Origin of the sequence: Rhizobium sp. RM, assembly GCF_013390595.1 — a bacterium.
GTDB lineage: Bacteria > Pseudomonadota > Alphaproteobacteria > Rhizobiales > Rhizobiaceae > Agrobacterium.
On record NZ_JACAWV010000022.1, the window covers coordinates 370,724 to 388,514 of the forward strand.

Genomic DNA, 17,791 nt, shown 5'->3' on the forward strand with positions numbered 1-17,791 from the left:
AAAGAACAGAAAGCACTATCATGGTCACCTATATCGATGCAGCCTCTGCTCCCCTGAAGAATACCGGCGTCATCCGCCTCTATAACGCGGAAGACTTTGCCGGCATGCGCAAGGCGTGCCAGTTGACGGCGCGCTGCCTCGACGAGCTTGCGGCAATCGTCAAGCCCGGCGTGACGACCGATACCATAGACCGTTTCGTTTTCGAGTTCGGTGCCGATCACGGCGCCTTGCCCGCAACGCTGAACTATCGCGGTTATACCAAATCGGTCTGCACCTCGATCAACCATGTGGTCTGCCACGGCATACCGGATAACAAGCCGCTGCGTGAGGGCGATATCGTCAACATCGACGTGACCTATGTGGTGGATGGCTGGCACGGCGATTCGAGCCGCATGTACCCGGTCGGCCAGATCAAGCGCGCTGCAGAGCGCCTGCTGGAAGTGACCTATGAGTGCCTGATGCTCGGCATCGCCGCTGTGAAGCCCGGCGTCCGCACCGGCGCCATCGGCGCTGCCATTCAGACCTATGCGGAAGCGGAACGTTGCTCCGTGGTGACGGATTTCTGCGGCCACGGCGTTGGCCGCCTGTTCCACGATACGCCGAACATTCTCCACTACGGCAAGGAAAGCGAAGGCCCGGAAATCCGCGAGGGCATGATCTTCACCATCGAGCCGATGATCAACCTCGGCAAACCGCATGTGAAGGTGCTCTCGGACGGCTGGACGGCGGTAACGCGCGACCGTTCGCTCTCGGCGCAGTACGAACATGCCGTCGGCGTCACCGCAACCGGCTGCGAAATCTTCACCCTGTCGCCCGGCGGCTTCGACCGTCCCGGCCTGCCGCCCCTTCCCAAAGCTTGAGGCAACGACCGCTCGATGGCCAAACGCCCCGTCCCGCCTTCTGCCGATCTATTGACGACATCAGGCTCCGGGGCGGGCCAAAGCGGCCTTTTCGGGCAGGATGACGAACGTCATTTTTTCGCCGACCCACAACCGGCAGCCAGAAAGACGGCATCAACTGCGCCGAAACGGGAACCGGATGCGGCCCATTATCACGGCCATCGCGACCGATTGCGCACCCGCTACCGCGACGGTGGCGACGCCGCCCTGGCCGATTACGAACTGCTGGAACTGCTGCTGTTCCGGCTGATCCCCCGCAAGGATACCAAACCCATTGCCAAGGCGCTGATTGCCCGGTTTGGAACGCTGGGCGGCGTTTTCGGCGCACCGCCAACCTTGTTGCAGGAGGTCGATGGTGTCGGCGAAGCCGTCGCACTCGATCTCAAGCTCATCGGCTCCGTTTCGCAGCGCATGCTGAAAAGCGAAATCCGCAACAAGCAGGTTCTGGGCTCCTGGTCGTCCGTCATCGACTATTGCCATGCGGCGATGGCCTATGAATCGCGCGAACAGTTCCGCATTCTGTTTCTGGACAAAAGAAACGTCCTGATTGCCGATGAAATTCAGGGCCACGGCACGGTGGATCACACGCCGGTTTATCCGCGCGAGGTGGTGCGAAGGGCGCTTGAACTGTCATCTACAGCCTTGATTTTAGTCCACAATCACCCGAGTGGAGACCCCACCCCTTCCCGCGCCGACATCGAAATGACGAAGACCATCATTGACACGGCCAAACCTCTCGGCATCGCCGTTCACGACCACATCATCATCGGCCGGGATGGCCATGTCAGTTTCAAAGGCCTGCGCCTGATCTGACGATCTTTACTTGCAAGCAACGGGAATTTTACTTGCGCCGCAACCTTTAAGGGTCGGCGCAAGGGAAAATTAACGTCTGCAAATTAGCATTTCCGAAAATAATAATATCCGGCGTTCAAGAATAGCGCCAATAAAGCGGGAGTGTGCTATGCGTAAGGGGGTACGTTTATTCCGTGACCGGTCTGGCTCGTCGGCTGTCGAGTTCGCGATTGTCGCACCGATTTTCTTTCTCGTTCTGCTGACCATGATTGCCTACGGCATCTATCTGATGGCTGCCTATTCGGTTCAGCAGGTTGCAGCTGACGCCGCACGTACGGCCGTTGCCGGGCTGAACACCGCCGAGCGACAGAAGCTCGCCCGTGATTTCGTTGCCCAGAGCAACCTCAACTACGCCTTCATGAACAAGAACCATTTCACCATCAGCGTCGATGGCGACCCCAGCAATGCCAACCAGTTCACGGTGAAGGTCGAGTACGACGCCCGCGACCTGCCCATCTGGAGCCTCTACAGCTACACGCTGCCGGAACCGGTGATCCGGCGTTTCTCCACGATCCGGATCGGGGGAGTCTGACATGAAACATGCATCCTCGCTCCTCACCCGCCTGTTTCGGGACCGTTCAGGCAACATCGCCATCACTGCCGGCCTGACCGCGCCGCTGTTCATCGGCATTCTCGCGCTTGGCGTCGATTACGGTTACCTCACCCTGCAGAAACGGCAATTGCAGCAGACGGCTGACCTGGCCGCCATCTCCGCCGCCGGAACCACCAATCCCGAACAGGCCGTCCAGCAATACTTCCAGCTCAATGGCATGAACCTTGGCGTCAAGACCGCTCAGGGCCTGCTGACGGAAAATGGCGTCGTCCCCTTCGACCCGCTGAAAGCCTTTGCCACCCGCAACGGTTACGCCGAAGTGGTGAAGGGTCACTATGAACCGGATGCAAGCCTCGCCGTCGGCAAGCGCTTTGTCGAAAATGCCCTGCCGACCAACGCGGTGAAGGTCAATATCGTCGAAAAAGGCCAGATATTCTTCGCATCTGCCTTCACCACACCACCGACGGTCTCGGCGGTCGGAACGGCATCGTCGCAAAGAATTGCCGCCTTTTCCGTTGGCTCGCGCCTGGCAAGCCTGAATGACGGTCTGTTGAACAGCCTGCTTGGCGGCTTGCTCGGCACCACCGTCTCGCTGAAACTGATGGACTACAAGGCGCTGGTCGATGCCGACGTCAACGCGCTTCACGTCATCGACGCACTGGCGCTCGACCTTGGCCTGACGGCTGGGACCTACAAGGATGTGCTGAAGACCGAAATCACCTACGGCAAGTTCCTGAACGTGCTGACCAAGACCACCGGCATTCAGCCAACTGTCGCCACCGTTTTGAAAACGCTCGAAAAAGCTGCGAACAAGACCAACGTCAAATTGCGCCTGGAGGAAATCCTCAATCTCGGGCCATTGAGCGAACAGCTCATCGGAACCGGCGAGAACCTGAAGGTGACGGCAGGCGTCTTCGATCTGATCAACGCCGCAGCCGTCGCCGGCAATGGCGGCAACCAGATTGCGCTCGATGCCGGTGCGGTCGTTCCGGGCCTGGCCTCGGTCAAGATCACGCTGGCGATCGGCGAACCGCCGGTTGAAACACCGCCCATGGCGGTTGGCGGTGTCGGCACGGTCGTTCGCACGGCCCAGACCCGCCTGTCGGTCAATGTCACCGTGGATGGACTTCAGGCAATTGCCGGCCTGAAGATCAATCTGCCGCTTTACGTGGAAGTCGCCAATGCCGAGGCGCGGCTGGCGGATCTGCGCTGCACCGGTGGCGGTCAGGGCACGGTCGATGTCGAAGTCGTTCCCGGTGTCGCCGAAATCGCTGTGGGCAATGTCGATACCAGCGCCTTCAACAACTTCGGCAAGGACCCACGCGTCACCAAGGCAGCCCTGATCGACTCCGCCCTGCTCAGCGTCAATGGCATGGCCCATATCAATGCCGGCAACATGACCAAGACCAAGCTGACCTTCCAGCAGACGGATATCACCCAGGCGAAGATCAAGAGCGTCTCGACCAAGAACACAGTGACCTCTCTGGTCAGTTCGCTGCTGACGAACCTCGATCTCGACATCAAGATCCTGTTCCTCAGCCTCGGCACCCCGACGCTGATCCAGCAGGCGCTTGCCAACACGCTGTCGCTGGTAACAGCCCCGGTAGATGCCCTGCTCTACAACACGCTGCTGGTGCTCGGGGTCAAGATTGGCGAAGCCGATGTCCGTGTCACCGATGTTCGCTGCATGCAGCCCGCGCTGGTGCAATAACCCCTCCTCCACCGCCGAACAAAAAAGCCGCCGGTTCAACTCCGGCGGCTTTTTTCATTCGATCTTGTCGGCGATCAGAAGTTGGCGATTGCCAGACGCTTCTCGTCGCGGCCGCTCTTCATGCGCTCCGACAGCAGGAACGCCAGTTCCAGAGCCTGATCGGCGTTGAGGCGCGGGTCGCAATGGGTGTGGTAACGATCCGACAGCGAGTCGGCCGTAACCGCGCGTGCACCGCCGGTGCATTCGGTCACGTCCTTGCCGGTCATCTCGATGTGGATGCCGCCCGGATGGGTGCCTTCCGCACGATGGATCTGGAAGAAGCTCTCGACCTCAGACAGGATGCGCTCGAAAGGACGCGTCTTGTAGTGGTTAAGCGTGATCGTGTTGCCGTGCATCGGGTCGCAGGACCAGACGACCTTCTTGCCTTCCTTCTCGACAGCGCGAATGAGCTTCGGCAGGTTTTCGGCAACCTTGTCGTGGCCGAAACGGCAGATCAGCGTCAGGCGACCGGCTTCGTTCGTCGGGTTCAGCGCATCGATCAGCTCGATCAGGTTGTCGGGCTGCAGGGATGGGCCACACTTCAGACCGATCGGGTTCTTGATGCCGCGGAAATATTCGACATGCGCGTGATCGAGCTGGCGCGTACGGTCGCCGATCCACAGCATGTGGCCGGACGTGGCGTACCAGTCGCCGGAGGTGGAATCGATACGCGTCAGCGCCTCTTCGTAACCGAGAAGCAGCGCTTCATGGCTGGTGAAGAAATCCGTCTCGCGCAGGCTCGGATTGTTTTCAGCCGAAATACCGATGGCCTTCATGAAGTCCATGGTTTCGGAGATACGGTCCGCCAGCTTGCGGTAACGGTCTGCCTGCGGGCTGTCCTTGATGAAGCCGAGCATCCACTGATGCACGTTTTCGAGGTTGGCGTAGCCACCCATCGCGAAAGCGCGCAACAGGTTCAGCGTCGCTGCCGACTGGCGGTACGCGTCGAGCTGGCGCTCAGGGTTCGGAATGCGCGAACCTTCATTGAATTCGATGCCGTTGATGATGTCACCACGGTAGGACGGCAACTCGACGCCGTTCTGCGATTCAATGTTGGAAGAACGCGGCTTGGCGAACTGACCGGCAATACGGCCAACCTTGACGACAGGAAGCTGTGCGCCATAGGTCAGAACAACGGCCATCTGCAGGAACGCACGGAAGAAGTCGCGGATGTTGTCAGCGCCATGTTCCAAGAAGCTTTCAGCGCAGTCACCGCCCTGCAGCAGGAACGCATTGCCTTCGGCAACGTTGGCGAGCTGCTTTTTCAGGCGACGTGCTTCACCGGCAAAAACCAGCGGAGGATAGCTTGCAAGCTGGGCTTCCGTAGCAGCCAGAGCTGCTGCGTCAGGATATTCAGGAACCTGCTGGATTGGCTTGTGTCTCCAGCTACCGGGGGTCCAATTCTGTGCCATTGTTCTTCACCTGGTTTTCACGTCCGCTCCATCCCGGGCGGCGATCTCGAAAGTTGCGCGCTTATATCTCCAAGGATCGGCTTTGCATAGCCGATCCTTCCGTGCCCCCTGGGTTTCGGGGCGTTTTGGGCCTTCAAAGCGCAGAAAAACAAATCTAAACGATTTAAATTTCTGACCGGACCTGAAGGCGCAGGGCGCAAGGCCTGAACGCAGATGATATCACGCTTGCGCGCTGACTACACGCGCTCGCCGTTGACGACGCGATAGCTCGGCGAATACATCGTGACAAGCTCTTCCGCAGCCGTCGGATGAACGGCCATCGTGCGGTCGAAATCGTCCTTCGTGCAGCCGGCCTTCAATGTAATGCCGAGAAGCTGCGCCATCTCGCCAGCCTCATGGCCGAGGATATGCGCGCCGACAACCTTACGGTCCGCCGCATTGACGATCAGCTTCATGATCGTCTTTTCCGAGCGGCCGGAAAGCGTCGCCTTCATCGGCCTGAACTGGGCGCGGTAGACTTCAAGTTCAGGATATTTCGCACCGGCCTCTTCTTCGGACAGACCAACCGTGCCGATTTCCGGCTGCGAGAACACCGCCGTCGCGATCAGTTCATGATCGGGCTTGGTCGGGTTGTTCTTGTATTCGGTCTCGATGAAGCACATGGCCTCGTGGATCGCCACCGGCGTCAGTTGCACCCGGTCGGTGACATCACCCAGCGCGAAGATGCTCGGCACGTTGGTACGAGAATAATCGTCGACGATGATCGCACCGCGCGCATCGAGCTTCACACCGGCATTCTCAAGGCCAAGGCCCTTGGTGTTCGGATCGCGGCCAAGCGCCAGCATGACCGTGTCGACCGCAAGCGTGCCGTTGTTCTTGGTGCGGGCGTTAAGACCGCCCTCGCCCTTCGTCACCTCTTCGATGACGTCGGTGAGTAGGATCTTGATGCCTTTGGCTTCCATGGCTTCGTGCAGACCACGGCGCATGTCGTGGTCGAAACGCGACAGGATTTCCTTGCCGCGATAGATCAGCGTCGTCTCGACACCGAGACCATGGAAAATATTCGCGAATTCGACGGCAATGTAGCCACCGCCGGCAATCAGGATCGATTTCGGCAGCTCTTCCAGGTGGAACGCCTCATTGGACGAGATCGTCAGTTCATGACCCGGCAGCGCCTTGTGCTCGTTCGGCGTGCCGCCGACGGCAATGACGATGCGCTCGGCCGTGAAGGTCTGACCGGTCTTCACCAGCTTGACGGTATTCGCGTCGACCAGTTCGGCACGGCTGTCGAAAATATCCGCCTTGGCGTTATCCAGTCCTTTGCGGTACAGGCCCTCAAGGCGGGTGATTTCCTTGTCCTTCGCCTCGATCAGCTTCTTCCAGTCGAAGCTGCTTTTGCCGACAGTCCAGCCAAAGCCTTCCGCATCCTCGAAATGTTCCGGGAACTGCGAGGCATAGACAAACAGCTTCTTCGGCACGCAGCCGCGAATGACGCAGGTTCCGCCGTACCGGTATTCCTCGGCGATTGCGACGCGCTTGCCGAGAGAGGCAGCCACGCGGGCGCTGCGCACACCGCCGGAACCGCCACCGATGACGAAAAGGTCATAGTCATAAGCTGTCATAGTCAAAACCCCTGCTCAAAATCACTGGCCGACCGCCTGAAGATGGCAGCGGCGCATTCGTGGCACATATAGGTGCTGCGACGCACAAATGAAAAGCCCGGTCTTGCGACCGGGCTTTGAAAATTTCTGAACGAAACGTCAGCCGATTATGGCTTCGGTGCAGCCGGTGCGCCGCCCGTTGCGTTCTGGTCTGCCGGAAGCGGAGCCAGATCGGCGCCGGCAACCTTCTGCAGTTCAGCCATGCTGGACGTGTTGAGGTCGCGGTTGATGCCTGCAGCCCAGATATCGGCAGCCTTCATCAGTTCGCGCGTAGCGATCGGGCCGTCCTTCAGGAGCTTCTTGCCGGCTTCGCTGCCGTAGAATGCAGAAATGGCCTTCAGCTCGTCGATGGTGAAGGCGCGCGCATAGGTCAGCGCAGCTTCACGCTCGAGGTCGGCACGGCGCGGTGCAAGCTCGAGAGCCTTGGCATCGACGGTCGCGCTGATGGCATCCTGAACATTCGGCGAAGCCTGGATGAGCTCGCCCTTCAGGCGCTCTGCCAGGCCCGGAAGGATGGCGTCGAAACGATCGGTAACGCCGAGAGAGGCGATTGCCTGCCGTGCGGCAGCGACATGCTCTTCCGAAATTTCCTGAGCCCGTACGGCCGTGCCGAATACGATGCCGGAAATGAGGATCGAAGCAGCGGCAGCTTTGCCCAGTCCCGCTAGTTTGACCATGAAAATCTCGCTCCTGTTATACTGCCTGCATCACGCGGGCGCCGTCCGGGCCTGCAATGATGGCAAGCGATGCCAAATTTATGAAAAGTCCGTGCTCGACGACACCGGGAATCGTGTTCAGCTCGCGTGCAAGCGCTTCTGCATCAGGAATACGGCCAAAAGATGCGTCGAAAATAAGGTGTCCGCCGTCCGTGGTGAAAGCGCTGTCTCCCATGGTGCGGGTGGTCAATTCACCGGTCAGACCGAGACGCGATGCCAGTTTTTCAATGGCGATGCGTGTCGAAACCTGCCCGAAGGGATTGACCTCGATGGGCAGCGGAAAAGCGCCCAGCGTCTCCACGACCTTGGTCTGGTCGGCAATGACGATCACGCGCTCGGAAGCCGCAGCCACGATCTTTTCGCGCAAAAGTGCGCCGCCGCCGCCCTTGACCAGCCGCAGGGCATGGTCAACTTCGTCTGCGCCATCAATGGTCAGATCGAGTTCCGGCAACTCGTCGAGAGATTTGAGCGGCACGCCGAGTTCGACGCAGAGCCGCGCAGTTCTTTCAGAGGTCGGTACGCCCTGCACTTTCAGGCCGCCCGCAACCTTTTCAGCCAGAAGTCGCACGAATTCCTCAGCCGTCGAACCCGTACCGATACCGAGACGCATGCCGTCTTCCACATAGGACAACGCGGCCTCGGCGGCCTTGATCTTCATCTGGCGGGCATCCATGTGCCTGAAACTCCGGTCTCTTGATCGTCGCCGTGCTGTTTACACGGGTCGCAGGCCAAACGAAAGCCTTTTTGCGCAGAAGAAACAGAACACTTGCCCGCGATTGCAAAGACGACGGGGATTGCCTACGGTTTGCAGCAACACCACACCAGCACGACACCGAAAGAGGCGATCTCTTGACTTCCCCGCTTGCCATCTTCGATCTCGACGGCACATTGGTCGACACTGCAACCGACCTCGTCTCGAGCCTGAACTACACCATTGCCGCCGCAGGCCTTGCCCCTGTGACCTATAACGACCTGACCCATCTTGTCGGCCAGGGTGCGCGCGTCATGATCAAGCGCGCCTTTGCGCTGCGTGAAACGCCGCTGTCGGAAGATGAGGTCGAGCCGCTCTACGAGCGTTTCATCGCCCATTACAAACATGAAATGCCTGGCGAAAGCCGCCCCTATCCCGGCATCGTCGAAACGCTGGAAAGCCTTGCCGCAGCGGGCATCACACTTGCCGTCTGCACCAACAAGACCGAAGTTCTGGCGCTTCCGCTGCTCGAAAAACTCGGCCTGACCAAATATTTCGCGGCGATTACCTGCGGCGATACCTTCGAGTACCGCAAACCAGATCCACGCCATATTCTCGGAACCATCGCCAAGGCCGGCGGCGACCCGCTGCGCTCCGTCATGGTGGGCGACAGCATCAACGATATTCTGGCGGCCAGAAACGCCGAAGTGCCGTCGATTGGCGTCACCTTCGGATACACGGATGTACCGATGTCGGAACTCGACCCGACCGTCATCATCGATGACTACAAGACGCTGACACCGGCCCTGTTCAACAAGCTGATTGCCGGCCGCGTCGCCGCAGCCTGACCATCGGCTGCACCACAAACGAAAAAAGCGCCGTCTCCGGCGCTTTTTTTATGTCTTGTCAGATCGATATCAGACCGACGAGCCACGGGCCTTCGTGGTGATGGCAAACGCCTTCTGCACGTAGCTGTCGCGATCGTAGACGTCGTTGAAATATTCGATCTTGCCGTCCTTGTTCGGCCATGCCGTGAAATAGGACACGTAGACCGGGATCTTCTGCGGCACCTGAACGGCGCGGTTCTTGCCGGAAGCGATCTGCTCGCCGACCTTATCGACACTGGTGCCGAGAACGGCGGCTGCCATGCGGCGCGGATCGACCAGACGAATACAGCCGTGGCTGAGAGCGCGCATGTCACGGTTGAAGAAGCTCTTGGCCGGCGTGTCGTGCATGTAGATCGCATGCGCGTTGGGGAAGAGGATTTTCAGATCGCCCAGCGCGTTGTCACTGCTCGGTGGCTGACGCACGGAAATGGCGTTCGTGGAGCCGTACCAGTTGACGCTGCTGGAAGACACGGCCCGGCCACCGACCTGAACCTCGTAACCCAGACGGTCGAGGTAGGACGGATCGCGGCGCAGTTTCGGCAGCATTTCATTGACGATGATCGACTGCGGAACGCCCCAGTAGGGGTTGAATTCCACCGTCTGGATTTCATCTTGGAAGAAATAGGTCTGGTTGGCCTTGGAGCCGACGACCACCTTCATGCCGAACTCTTCCTGGCCACCGTTATGGTAGTACGCCATGAAGGCAGGCTGGTTGATGAAGACGTAACGCTGGCCGAGGTCAGCCGGAAGCCAGCGAACCTGCTCCATTGCCACTTCAACCTTGGCAATGCGCGCATCGTTGGTTTCGCCAACCATGGCACGAACCGTCGCCGGACCGATGACGCCATCGGCCTTGAGACCCTGCGCGCTCTGGAATGCCTTCACCAGATCGACCAGTTCCGGCGAATAGTCCGTCGTCTGCTGGTAACCGGAGATAACGGCCGCATGCTCGGTCTTGAACGACGCCGAAGCCCGGTGTTCAATGGCCTTGACCACATTCGCCAGTTCAGCGCTGCTGTTGCCTGGCTTGAGGACCAGATCGGCAGGAACGGAAACGACATGCGCCGGATCGGTCTCGGCGCGCAGCGTCGCAAGTTCGGCCTTCAGCGCCTGATATTCGGCACTCGACGGCTCGCGGCTGCGCAGATAGGCGCCAACATCGGGGCTGAGCGAAGCAAGCTTCAGCACCGGTGCAAGGTTGACAGTCTTGCGCTTGAAATCATGATAGCCCGACAGCCGGTTCGGATCGACGCGGCCACGATTGGTGTCCTGCACGTAAGCCAGAACCTTCGCGGACAATGTCAACTCAAACTGCATCAGGGCGCGCTGATAGGCGTCCGACGCCGATGTGGAAGCGTCAGCCTGCGGTGCGGCGGCAGTGTCGCTAATGCTGGCAGTGACGTCCTTTGCCGGTGCGGAGACGGAATAGTCGGCCGGATCAAGGCCGCTGGCACCGACGGTCTCAAGGAATGCCATTGCCGCATTGGCGCGATCAGTCAACGCACCTTCTGAGACCCAGAGCTTCTTGCCGCCGGCGCCATAATAGGCTTCCAGCGCCTTGGCGATCTCGGGCGTGGCGCTGAACTTGACGCCTGCCAGACCATCCGCAAATTTGCTGGTATCGACAGCACGCGTCGCATCGGCCTTGTAGGTGTAATAACGCGGACCGGAAACGCGCGGCAGAGGCTCGGGATCGGAAGCATCGGCGCTGAGAGATCCGGACGAAGGAGACGTGACGATGCCCGCAGGTGGCATCTCGCCGCGATCACGCGCAACCTTGCCCGGACCACCGCGCAGCAGATCCATCAACGTGATTGCGTCCGCAGTGCCAGGCATGGCCGTGGAGAAGGAAAGACCGAGAGCCAGCATTACTGCTGCTGATGTTTTTCCAGATGTGACTTGCAATTTGATCCTCGTAGCACCCGGCATGTCTATCCGAAGACATGCGTCAGTTTCATGCTTTGTCTAGCCGATCGGCGGCCTGTTGAAAAGAAAACGCGCGAAGCACAAACCTGCCGCGGAATGAACTTCATGTTACAGCCGAAACCATAAAAGCGTAATTTCCAGAATTGGTCAGAACGGTTAAATTTTCATTTATTTCATTAACTTTACGACAAGACTTTGAAGATCGGCAAAGCCTGTCGCGATGGCTTTTTTACGTCTGAGGGCCGCGTAGTAAAAATGCCACGTTCCCTGCTTTTTCGCAAAGTCGGGAAATATCTGCCGCAGCTCCACGCCAACGCTTTCATTGGCGGCACGATGATTCTATATATCGGCGCGCGCGAAGCGGGCCGAGGCGCCGTTTTGGCGGAGGAAAACGAATATAAAGGCAAGATTGATGACAGCCACACGCACGGAAACCGATACATTTGGCCCTATTGAGGTTCAGGCCGACCGCTACTGGGGCGCGCAGGCGCAGCGCTCGCTCGGCAACTTCAAGATCGGCTGGGAAAAACAGCCTGCTTCCGTCGTGCGTGCACTCGGCATCGTCAAGCAGGCCGCCGCCCGCGCCAACATGGCGCTCGCCGGCCTCGACCCGAAAGTCGGCGATGCCATCATTCAGGCCGCACAGGAAGTCATCGACGGCAAGCTGACCGAGCACTTCCCGCTGGTCGTCTGGCAGACGGGTTCGGGCACACAGTCCAACATGAACGCCAACGAGGTCATCTCCAACCGTGCGATTGAAATCCTCGGCGGCGAAATGGGCACCAAGAAGCCAGTTCACCCGAACGACCACGTCAACATGAGCCAGTCGTCGAACGACACCTACCCGACCGCGATGCACATCGCCTGCGTCGAGCAGATCGTTCACCACCTGCTGCCGGGCCTCAAGCACCTGCACGCGGCGCTCGAAGCCAAGGTCAAGCAGTTCGAACACATCATCAAGATCGGCCGCACCCACACGCAGGATGCAACGCCGCTGACACTCGGCCAGGAATTCTCCGGCTACGCAGCCCAGGTTGCTTCCGCGATCGCCAACATCGAAACCACCCTGCCCGCGCTTTCCAAGCTGGCACAGGGCGGCACGGCTGTCGGCACGGGCCTCAACGCACCGATCGGCTTTGCCGAAAAGGTTGCCGACGAGATTTCCAAGATCACCGGCCTGCCGTTCGTGACCGCGCCGAACAAGTTCGAAGCACTTGCTTCGCACGATTCCATGGTCTTCTCGCACGGCGCCATCAATGCTGCCGCAGCCGCTCTCTTCAAGATCGCCAACGACATCCGCTTCCTCGGTTCCGGCCCGCGCGCCGGTCTTGGTGAACTGTCGCTGCCTGAGAACGAGCCTGGCTCGTCGATCATGCCTGGCAAGGTCAACCCGACCCAGTCCGAAGCGCTGACACAGGTTTGCGCCCACATCTTCGGCAACAACGCAGCTCTTTCCTTCGCTGGCTCGCAGGGCCACTTCGAGCTGAACGTCTACAACCCGATGATGGCGTACAACTTCCTCCAGTCGGTCCAGCTTCTCGGCGACGCCGCCGTCTCCTTCACCGACAATTGCGTTGTCGGCATCGAGGCCCGCGAAGACAACATCAGGAAGGGCGTTGAAAACTCCCTGATGCTCGTCACGGCGCTGAACAGCAAGCTCGGCTACGACATCTGCGCCAAGATCGCCAAGACCGCACACAAGAACGGCACAACGCTGCGCGACGAAGCCGTCGGCGGCGGTTACCTCACCAACGAGGAATTCGACCAGTACGTTCGCCCGGAAAACATGATCGGCCCGAAATAAGCCGATCGCGATTTTCACTGACAGTCAGGAACGGGCCTTCGGGCCCGTTTTTTTGTTGGGTGGATAGAAAGAGTTTGCTCCCATCCCCAATGACCGATTTGATTCTGAGCCGGGTGCGATCAGGGACTCGTCTCAAGGCGCAGGCGCAGGCGCGTCGTGGCCTGACTACGTCCGTAGCACCGCAAGGGTGATTTCCTGGAGCGCGGCATGATGGCAGACCTTGGGCCACTTCGTTCAGCCCATCAAACCGGAGTCACCAAACAAAAAGGGCCGCTTTCGCGGCCCTTTCGAATTCTTAAACCAGACGGCTCTGCTCGAGCGCCGCTTCAACGAAGCTGGCGAACAGAGGGTGTGGATCGAGCGGACGGCTTTTCAGTTCCGGGTGGTACTGAACGCCGATGAACCACGGATGGTCAGGGTATTCCACCGTCTCAGGCAGAACGCCGTCCGGTGACATGCCCGAGAACACCAGGCCGCAGTTTTCCAGGCGATCCTTGTAGTCCACGTTCACCTCGTAACGGTGGCGGTGACGCTCGGAAATATCGGTCGAACCGTAGATTTCGGCAATCTTGGTGTCTTTCTTGAGCGATGCCTTGTACGCGCCAAGACGCATCGTGCCGCCGAGATCACCCTTCGCGTTGCGCTTCTCCAGCTCGTTGCCCTTCACCCATTCGGTCATCAGACCGACAACCGGCTCCTGCGTCGGACCGAATTCGGTCGACGAGGCTTTTTCGATACCGGCGAGATGACGGGCCGCTTCGACGACTGCCATCTGCATGCCGAAGCAGATGCCGAAGTAAGGCACCTTGCGCTCACGGGCGAACTGCGCCGCCATGATCTTGCCTTCGGAACCGCGCTCGCCGAAACCACCGGGAACGAGGATCGCATTGACCTTTTCCAGATAAGGCGCCGGATCTTCCTTTTCGAAGACTTCCGATTCGATCCACTCAAGCTTGACCTTGACGCGGTTGGCGATGCCACCGTGATGCAGCGCTTCGATCAGCGACTTATAGGCATCCTTGAGACCGGTATATTTGCCGACGATGGCAATGGTCACTTCGCCTTCCGGCGTATGGATGCGGTCGCAAACCTCTTCCCACTGCTCCAGACGCGGCTTCGGTGCAGGCTCGATGCCGAATGCTGCCAGAACCTCGTTGTCGAGGCCTTCCTTGTGGTAGGCCATCGGCACGTCGTAGATGTTGGCAACGTCGAGCGCCTGAATAACGGCCGATTCGCGCACGTTGCAGAACAACGAAAGCTTGCGGCGTTCCGCTTCCGGGATTTCCCGGTCTGCACGCACCAGAAGAATGTCAGGGTGAATACCGAGTGCCTGCAGTTCCTTGACGGAGTGCTGGGTCGGCTTGGTCTTCAGCTCGCCTGCAGCCGGAATGTACGGCATCAGGGTCAGGTGAAGATAGATCGCCGTGCCACGTGGCAGGTCGTTACCGAGCTGACGGATCGCCTCCATGAACGGCATCGCTTCGATGTCACCCACGGTACCGCCGATTTCGCAGATGACGAAGTCGTAGTCGTCATTGCCCTCGATCACGAAATCCTTGATTTCGTTGGTCACGTGCGGGATCACCTGAACGGTCGCGCCGAGATAGTCGCCGCGGCGTTCCTTGTCGATGATGTTCTTGTAGATGCGGCCAGTGGTGATGTTGTCGGTCTTGGTCGCCGAACGCCCTGTAAAGCGTTCATAATGGCCAAGATCGAGGTCCGTCTCGGCACCGTCATCCGTCACAAACACTTCACCGTGCTGTGTCGGGCTCATTGTGCCGGGATCGACGTTCAAATAGGGGTCGAGTTTACGAAGTCGCACCCGATAACCACGGGACTGCAACAACGCTCCGAGTGCTGCGGCCGCAATGCCCTTTCCAAGAGAGGAGACCACGCCGCCTGTGATGAATACATATCGCGCCATGGGATTCACCGGATACCTTTTTACCTTTGATTCCGCCAGCCCAAAATTCATGCTTTTGCAAATTCGCTGTTGACGAACGTGCAGTTCCACTGGCCGGAATGCGAACAAAAGAAAACCGGCAGGCTTTTGGCCTGCCGGAGCGTCAAACTTGAACCGGGCTTACTGTCCGGTCGGAACTGCGTTCGGGTCCGCCTGCTGAGCGGGAGCCGCCGGGGCTGGTGCCGGGGCGGCTGCGCCACCAGCGGCCGGAGCCTGGCTGGTAGAAGGAACGCCGTTGTCGGCCGGAGCCGGTGTTGCTGGCGTCGTGGCCGCCGGGCCGAGCGTATCGAGAATGCCGTTACCCTGACCCTGCGTGGCCGGAATACGGTTCAGGATATCGGTCGGGCGTGCTTCGTAGCGGGTCAGAAGACCAAGACCGAGCGAGGTGATGAAGAACAGCGCGGCAAGAATGCCGGTCGTCCGCGTCAGCGCATTGGCCGTTCCCCGTGCGGACATGAAGCCCGAACCGCCGCCGATACCAAGGCCGCCGCCTTCAGAACGCTGGATCAGAACGACGCCAACCAGCGCCAACACGATCATGAGGTGAATAACAATCAAAACGGTCTGCATGACAATCCATTCCATGCCCCGAAAGGAGCACCATAAAGAAGGTTTTGCGGCTCTTTACATGAGGTAGCGGCTTATTCCAAGCCCCCGTGACAGGAAACCGTGTTTCAAGCCGTCAGTTGCTCGTATGCCGCATAGATGGAAAGGAAGTCCGACGCTTTCAAGCTCGCCCCACCGATCAATGCACCATCGACGTTTTCGACACCCATCAATTCGAGCGCATTGGACGGCTTTACTGAGCCGCCATAAAGGATTCGCATCTTGGCGCCTTCGCCACCGAAGCGCTTGACGAGTTCGTCGCGCATGAAGGCGTGCGCCTCGCGCACGTCCTGAACGGTCGGCGTCAGGCCGGTGCCGATGGCCCAGACCGGCTCATAGGCGATGACAGTATTTTGCGCCGTCGCACCATCCGGAAGCGAACCGGCAAGCTGGCGCTTGAGGATATCGAGCGTCTGGCCTGCCTTGCGCTCATCGGCCGTCTCGCCGATGCAGACGATGGCAACCAGTTCGGCCGCATGTGCAGCCTCTGCCTTGACCCGCACCAGATGGTCGGTCTCCGCATGGTCGGTGCGACGCTCGGAATGGCCAACGATCACGTGGGTACCAAAGCAATCGGCAATCATCTCGGCGGAAATATCACCGGTATGGGCACCCGAAGCGTTCTGATGGCAATCCTGCGCGCCGATCAGCAGCGGGCTATCGTCGCAAAGCGCGGTCGCTACGTAAAGCAGCGTCGAAGGCGGGCAGATCAGTGCGTCCACTTTTTCGGACAGCGCGCCCTTGACGCCTTCGGCCATGGCCTTGATCTGATCGAGGGATGAACGGGTGCCGTTCATCTTCCAGTTTCCGGCAACGAGCGGTCGAACATTCGGCGTCATGCGTATCTAATCCTCTGCTGAAACGGGGTCCACGCCACCCTGGCAGCGTTACCCCTCTCCCCTTGCCCCGATCGCGGTTCGCCCTGCGACGGACAGCCTTAAAAACTCCGACACTCCCTTTAGCCGCAGCCAGTGGCAATTGGTATAAAAAAGCGCCGGTTTGGTTCAGAACCGTGGTTAATTTTGCCGAAATCACGCAAGTTTCATCGATAACGGCAATAAAACACCCGTCAACGGCTCAAAATCCAGTTCAGCACCGCCCGCCAGTCGGTCATGCGCACCGGCGTTCCATGCCCGCCGGTCTGGAAAACCGAAAACCGCGCCGGTTGCCCGGCCTTGAGCATGGTGCGGAAAATCGTTGCCTGCTGATCGGCTGAATAGACCTTGTCGACGCTGCCATGGGTAAACCACACTGGCTTCTTCGCCCTGGCGAAAGCGCTCTTCGGGAATTCGGGATCGACCGCACCGCCAAGAATGGCCATGCCCTTGAGATCGGCAACGGCAGTGGCGTCGCGGCTGATGCCGTAGCAGATGAAGCTGCCCATCGAGGCACAGGTGAGAATGACCGGCTTGCCCCCGGAACTGCGCTTTGCGTCGGCAATCAGCGCGGCAACATCTGCAACACCCTGCGCATCGAAAGAGCGGACGCTCGGCACATAATAGGTGCCGCCATTGGCAGCGGCGAGGTTCTTCAGCCGGTTGAAATTGCCGCCGAAGGTATAATCGTTCATGCCAAGTCTCCGGTCGCCACCGCGCCCGTGGATGAAGATGACGGTGAAGGACTGCCCGGAGGCCGGCCCGACACGTCCGACCTCGACTGCCCTGCCCCCGGCCGTGACGGTTTCGAGCGCCTGCACCCTCTTGATACCCATATCGACATATTGCCGTTTCACGCGGCGCTCGGGCACCTCGTCGCGGCCGTTGATATCGCGCATTTCGTCGTAGTCGAGAACTTCCGAAGCTCCGCCGTCGGCGGTGGAAAGCACCGTCTGACCCGAGAACAGATCGTCCTTGAAAGGCTTGAGCGGCCCGCCCGATGTCTGCGCGGCGACCGGCATCACCGCAACAGTCAGGCAAAAAAGAGTACAAAACGTGAAATGAGCTGTGGACATGCCTTGCTGAACCGTTCCATTAGTTGGCCTGAGACTTGCCATCGCGACGGCGGCGGCGCAATCCTCCTGTTGCGAAACCCTGACATATTCAGTCGTGCAGGAGGCCTCGCCTTTGGCCGA

The 17,791-nt window shown here is 59.4% G+C and carries 16 protein-coding genes; 7 read left to right on the forward strand and 9 right to left on the reverse strand.

Translation table 11 applies throughout. The features are described from left to right. The first annotated feature begins 20 nt into the window (after positions 1-20). The 4 genes from map to HWX89_RS18380 all read left to right on the forward strand — a co-directional run bounded on the left by map (position 21) and on the right by HWX89_RS18380 (position 4,015). Positions 21-860, forward strand: coding sequence for a type I methionyl aminopeptidase (gene map / locus HWX89_RS18365; protein WP_178340828.1), 840 nt, complete (start codon positions 21-23; stop codon positions 858-860). 15 nt (positions 861-875) lie between these two features. After that, positions 876-1,712, forward strand: coding sequence for a RadC family protein (gene radC, locus HWX89_RS18370; protein WP_138793118.1), 837 nt, complete (start codon positions 876-878; stop codon positions 1,710-1,712). A 148-nt stretch (positions 1,713-1,860) separates the two neighbouring features. Next, complete coding sequence (locus tag HWX89_RS18375; protein ID WP_138793119.1) at positions 1,861-2,283, forward strand: TadE/TadG family type IV pilus assembly protein; 423 nt, start codon at positions 1,861-1,863, stop codon at positions 2,281-2,283. Between the two features lies 1 nt (position 2,284). Then, a complete protein-coding gene (locus HWX89_RS18380; protein ID WP_138793120.1) occupies positions 2,285-4,015 on the forward strand; it encodes a TadG family pilus assembly protein in 1,731 nt (576 codons plus the stop codon). A gap of 74 nt (positions 4,016-4,089) precedes the next feature. On the opposite strand, the gene HWX89_RS18385 is transcribed toward HWX89_RS18380, so the two are convergent. The 4 genes from HWX89_RS18385 to rpiA form a co-directional block, all read right to left on the reverse strand. Beyond that, the gene (locus HWX89_RS18385; RefSeq protein ID WP_138793121.1) at positions 4,090-5,466 is read right to left on the reverse strand and encodes a class II 3-deoxy-7-phosphoheptulonate synthase; all 1,377 of its coding nucleotides are present in this window, start codon (positions 5,464-5,466) and stop codon (positions 4,090-4,092) included. A gap of 236 nt (positions 5,467-5,702) precedes the next feature. Beyond that, positions 5,703-7,088 carry a glutathione-disulfide reductase gene (gene gor / locus HWX89_RS18390; RefSeq protein ID WP_138793122.1) on the reverse strand — a complete coding sequence of 462 codons (1,386 nt, stop codon included), beginning with the start codon at positions 7,086-7,088 and terminating at the stop codon, positions 5,703-5,705. Positions 7,089-7,234: 146 nt separating this feature from the next. Continuing rightward, a complete protein-coding gene (locus HWX89_RS18395; RefSeq protein ID WP_138793123.1) occupies positions 7,235-7,804 on the reverse strand; it encodes a DUF2059 domain-containing protein in 570 nt (189 codons plus the stop codon). 16 nt (positions 7,805-7,820) lie between these two features. Then, positions 7,821-8,516 carry a ribose-5-phosphate isomerase RpiA gene (gene rpiA / locus HWX89_RS18400; protein WP_138793124.1) on the reverse strand — a complete coding sequence of 232 codons (696 nt, stop codon included), beginning with the start codon at positions 8,514-8,516 and terminating at the stop codon, positions 7,821-7,823. Positions 8,517-8,692: 176 nt separating this feature from the next. Between rpiA and HWX89_RS18405 the strand changes: the two genes are divergently transcribed. Then, the gene (locus HWX89_RS18405; protein ID WP_138793125.1) at positions 8,693-9,382 is read left to right on the forward strand and encodes an HAD family hydrolase; all 690 of its coding nucleotides are present in this window, start codon (positions 8,693-8,695) and stop codon (positions 9,380-9,382) included. Positions 9,383-9,451: 69 nt separating this feature from the next. Here the strand turns inward: HWX89_RS18405 and HWX89_RS18410 are convergent, their stop codons facing one another. Continuing rightward, positions 9,452-11,350 carry a L,D-transpeptidase family protein gene (locus HWX89_RS18410; protein WP_138793126.1) on the reverse strand — a complete coding sequence of 633 codons (1,899 nt, stop codon included), beginning with the start codon at positions 11,348-11,350 and terminating at the stop codon, positions 9,452-9,454. A gap of 192 nt (positions 11,351-11,542) precedes the next feature. Here HWX89_RS18410 and HWX89_RS18415 point away from each other — a divergent pair, with 192 nt between their 5' ends. After that, the gene (locus HWX89_RS18415; RefSeq protein ID WP_138793127.1) at positions 11,543-11,803 is read left to right on the forward strand and encodes a hypothetical protein; all 261 of its coding nucleotides are present in this window, start codon (positions 11,543-11,545) and stop codon (positions 11,801-11,803) included. After that, positions 11,760-13,151 carry a class II fumarate hydratase gene (fumC, locus tag HWX89_RS18420; RefSeq protein ID WP_138793128.1) on the forward strand — a complete coding sequence of 464 codons (1,392 nt, stop codon included), beginning with the start codon at positions 11,760-11,762 and terminating at the stop codon, positions 13,149-13,151. The genes HWX89_RS18415 and fumC overlap by 44 nt, the downstream gene beginning before the upstream one ends. A gap of 295 nt (positions 13,152-13,446) precedes the next feature. Here the strand turns inward: fumC and pyrG are convergent, their stop codons facing one another. The 4 genes from pyrG to HWX89_RS18440 form a co-directional block, all read right to left on the reverse strand. Continuing rightward, entirely contained in the window at positions 13,447-15,084 is a 1,638-nt protein-coding gene (pyrG, locus tag HWX89_RS18425) for a CTP synthase (protein ID WP_316961591.1), read from the reverse strand. A 150-nt stretch (positions 15,085-15,234) separates the two neighbouring features. Further along, positions 15,235-15,684, reverse strand: coding sequence for a preprotein translocase subunit SecG (secG, locus tag HWX89_RS18430; RefSeq protein WP_138793130.1), 450 nt, complete (start codon positions 15,682-15,684; stop codon positions 15,235-15,237). Positions 15,685-15,788: 104 nt separating this feature from the next. After that, positions 15,789-16,559 (reverse strand): triose-phosphate isomerase, encoded by a 771-nt coding sequence (gene tpiA, locus HWX89_RS18435; protein ID WP_138793131.1) that lies wholly within the window; start codon positions 16,557-16,559, stop codon positions 15,789-15,791. A 230-nt stretch (positions 16,560-16,789) separates the two neighbouring features. Beyond that, entirely contained in the window at positions 16,790-17,671 is an 882-nt protein-coding gene (locus HWX89_RS18440) for an alpha/beta fold hydrolase (protein WP_138793132.1), read from the reverse strand. Between the last annotated feature and the right edge of the window lie 120 nt (positions 17,672-17,791).

Coding starts and splice junctions, on each gene's coding strand:
- map (WP_178340828.1), top strand. CDS start 21: ATGGTCACCTATATCGATGCAGCCTCTGCTCCCCTGAAGAATACCGGC.
- radC (WP_138793118.1), top strand. CDS start 876: ATGGCCAAACGCCCCGTCCCGCCTTCTGCCGATCTATTGACGACATCA.
- HWX89_RS18375 (WP_138793119.1), top strand. CDS start 1,861: ATGCGTAAGGGGGTACGTTTATTCCGTGACCGGTCTGGCTCGTCGGCT.
- HWX89_RS18380 (WP_138793120.1), top strand. CDS start 2,285: ATGAAACATGCATCCTCGCTCCTCACCCGCCTGTTTCGGGACCGTTCA.
- HWX89_RS18385 (WP_138793121.1), bottom strand. CDS start 5,466: ATGGCACAGAATTGGACCCCCGGTAGCTGGAGACACAAGCCAATCCAG.
- gor (WP_138793122.1), bottom strand. CDS start 7,088: ATGACAGCTTATGACTATGACCTTTTCGTCATCGGTGGCGGTTCCGGC.
- HWX89_RS18395 (WP_138793123.1), bottom strand. CDS start 7,804: ATGGTCAAACTAGCGGGACTGGGCAAAGCTGCCGCTGCTTCGATCCTC.
- rpiA (WP_138793124.1), bottom strand. CDS start 8,516: ATGGATGCCCGCCAGATGAAGATCAAGGCCGCCGAGGCCGCGTTGTCC.
- HWX89_RS18410 (WP_138793126.1), bottom strand. CDS start 11,350: ATGCCGGGTGCTACGAGGATCAAATTGCAAGTCACATCTGGAAAAACA.
- fumC (WP_138793128.1), top strand. CDS start 11,760: ATGACAGCCACACGCACGGAAACCGATACATTTGGCCCTATTGAGGTT.
- secG (WP_138793130.1), bottom strand. CDS start 15,684: ATGCAGACCGTTTTGATTGTTATTCACCTCATGATCGTGTTGGCGCTG.
- tpiA (WP_138793131.1), bottom strand. CDS start 16,559: ATGACGCCGAATGTTCGACCGCTCGTTGCCGGAAACTGGAAGATGAAC.
- HWX89_RS18440 (WP_138793132.1), bottom strand. CDS start 17,671: ATGTCCACAGCTCATTTCACGTTTTGTACTCTTTTTTGCCTGACTGTT.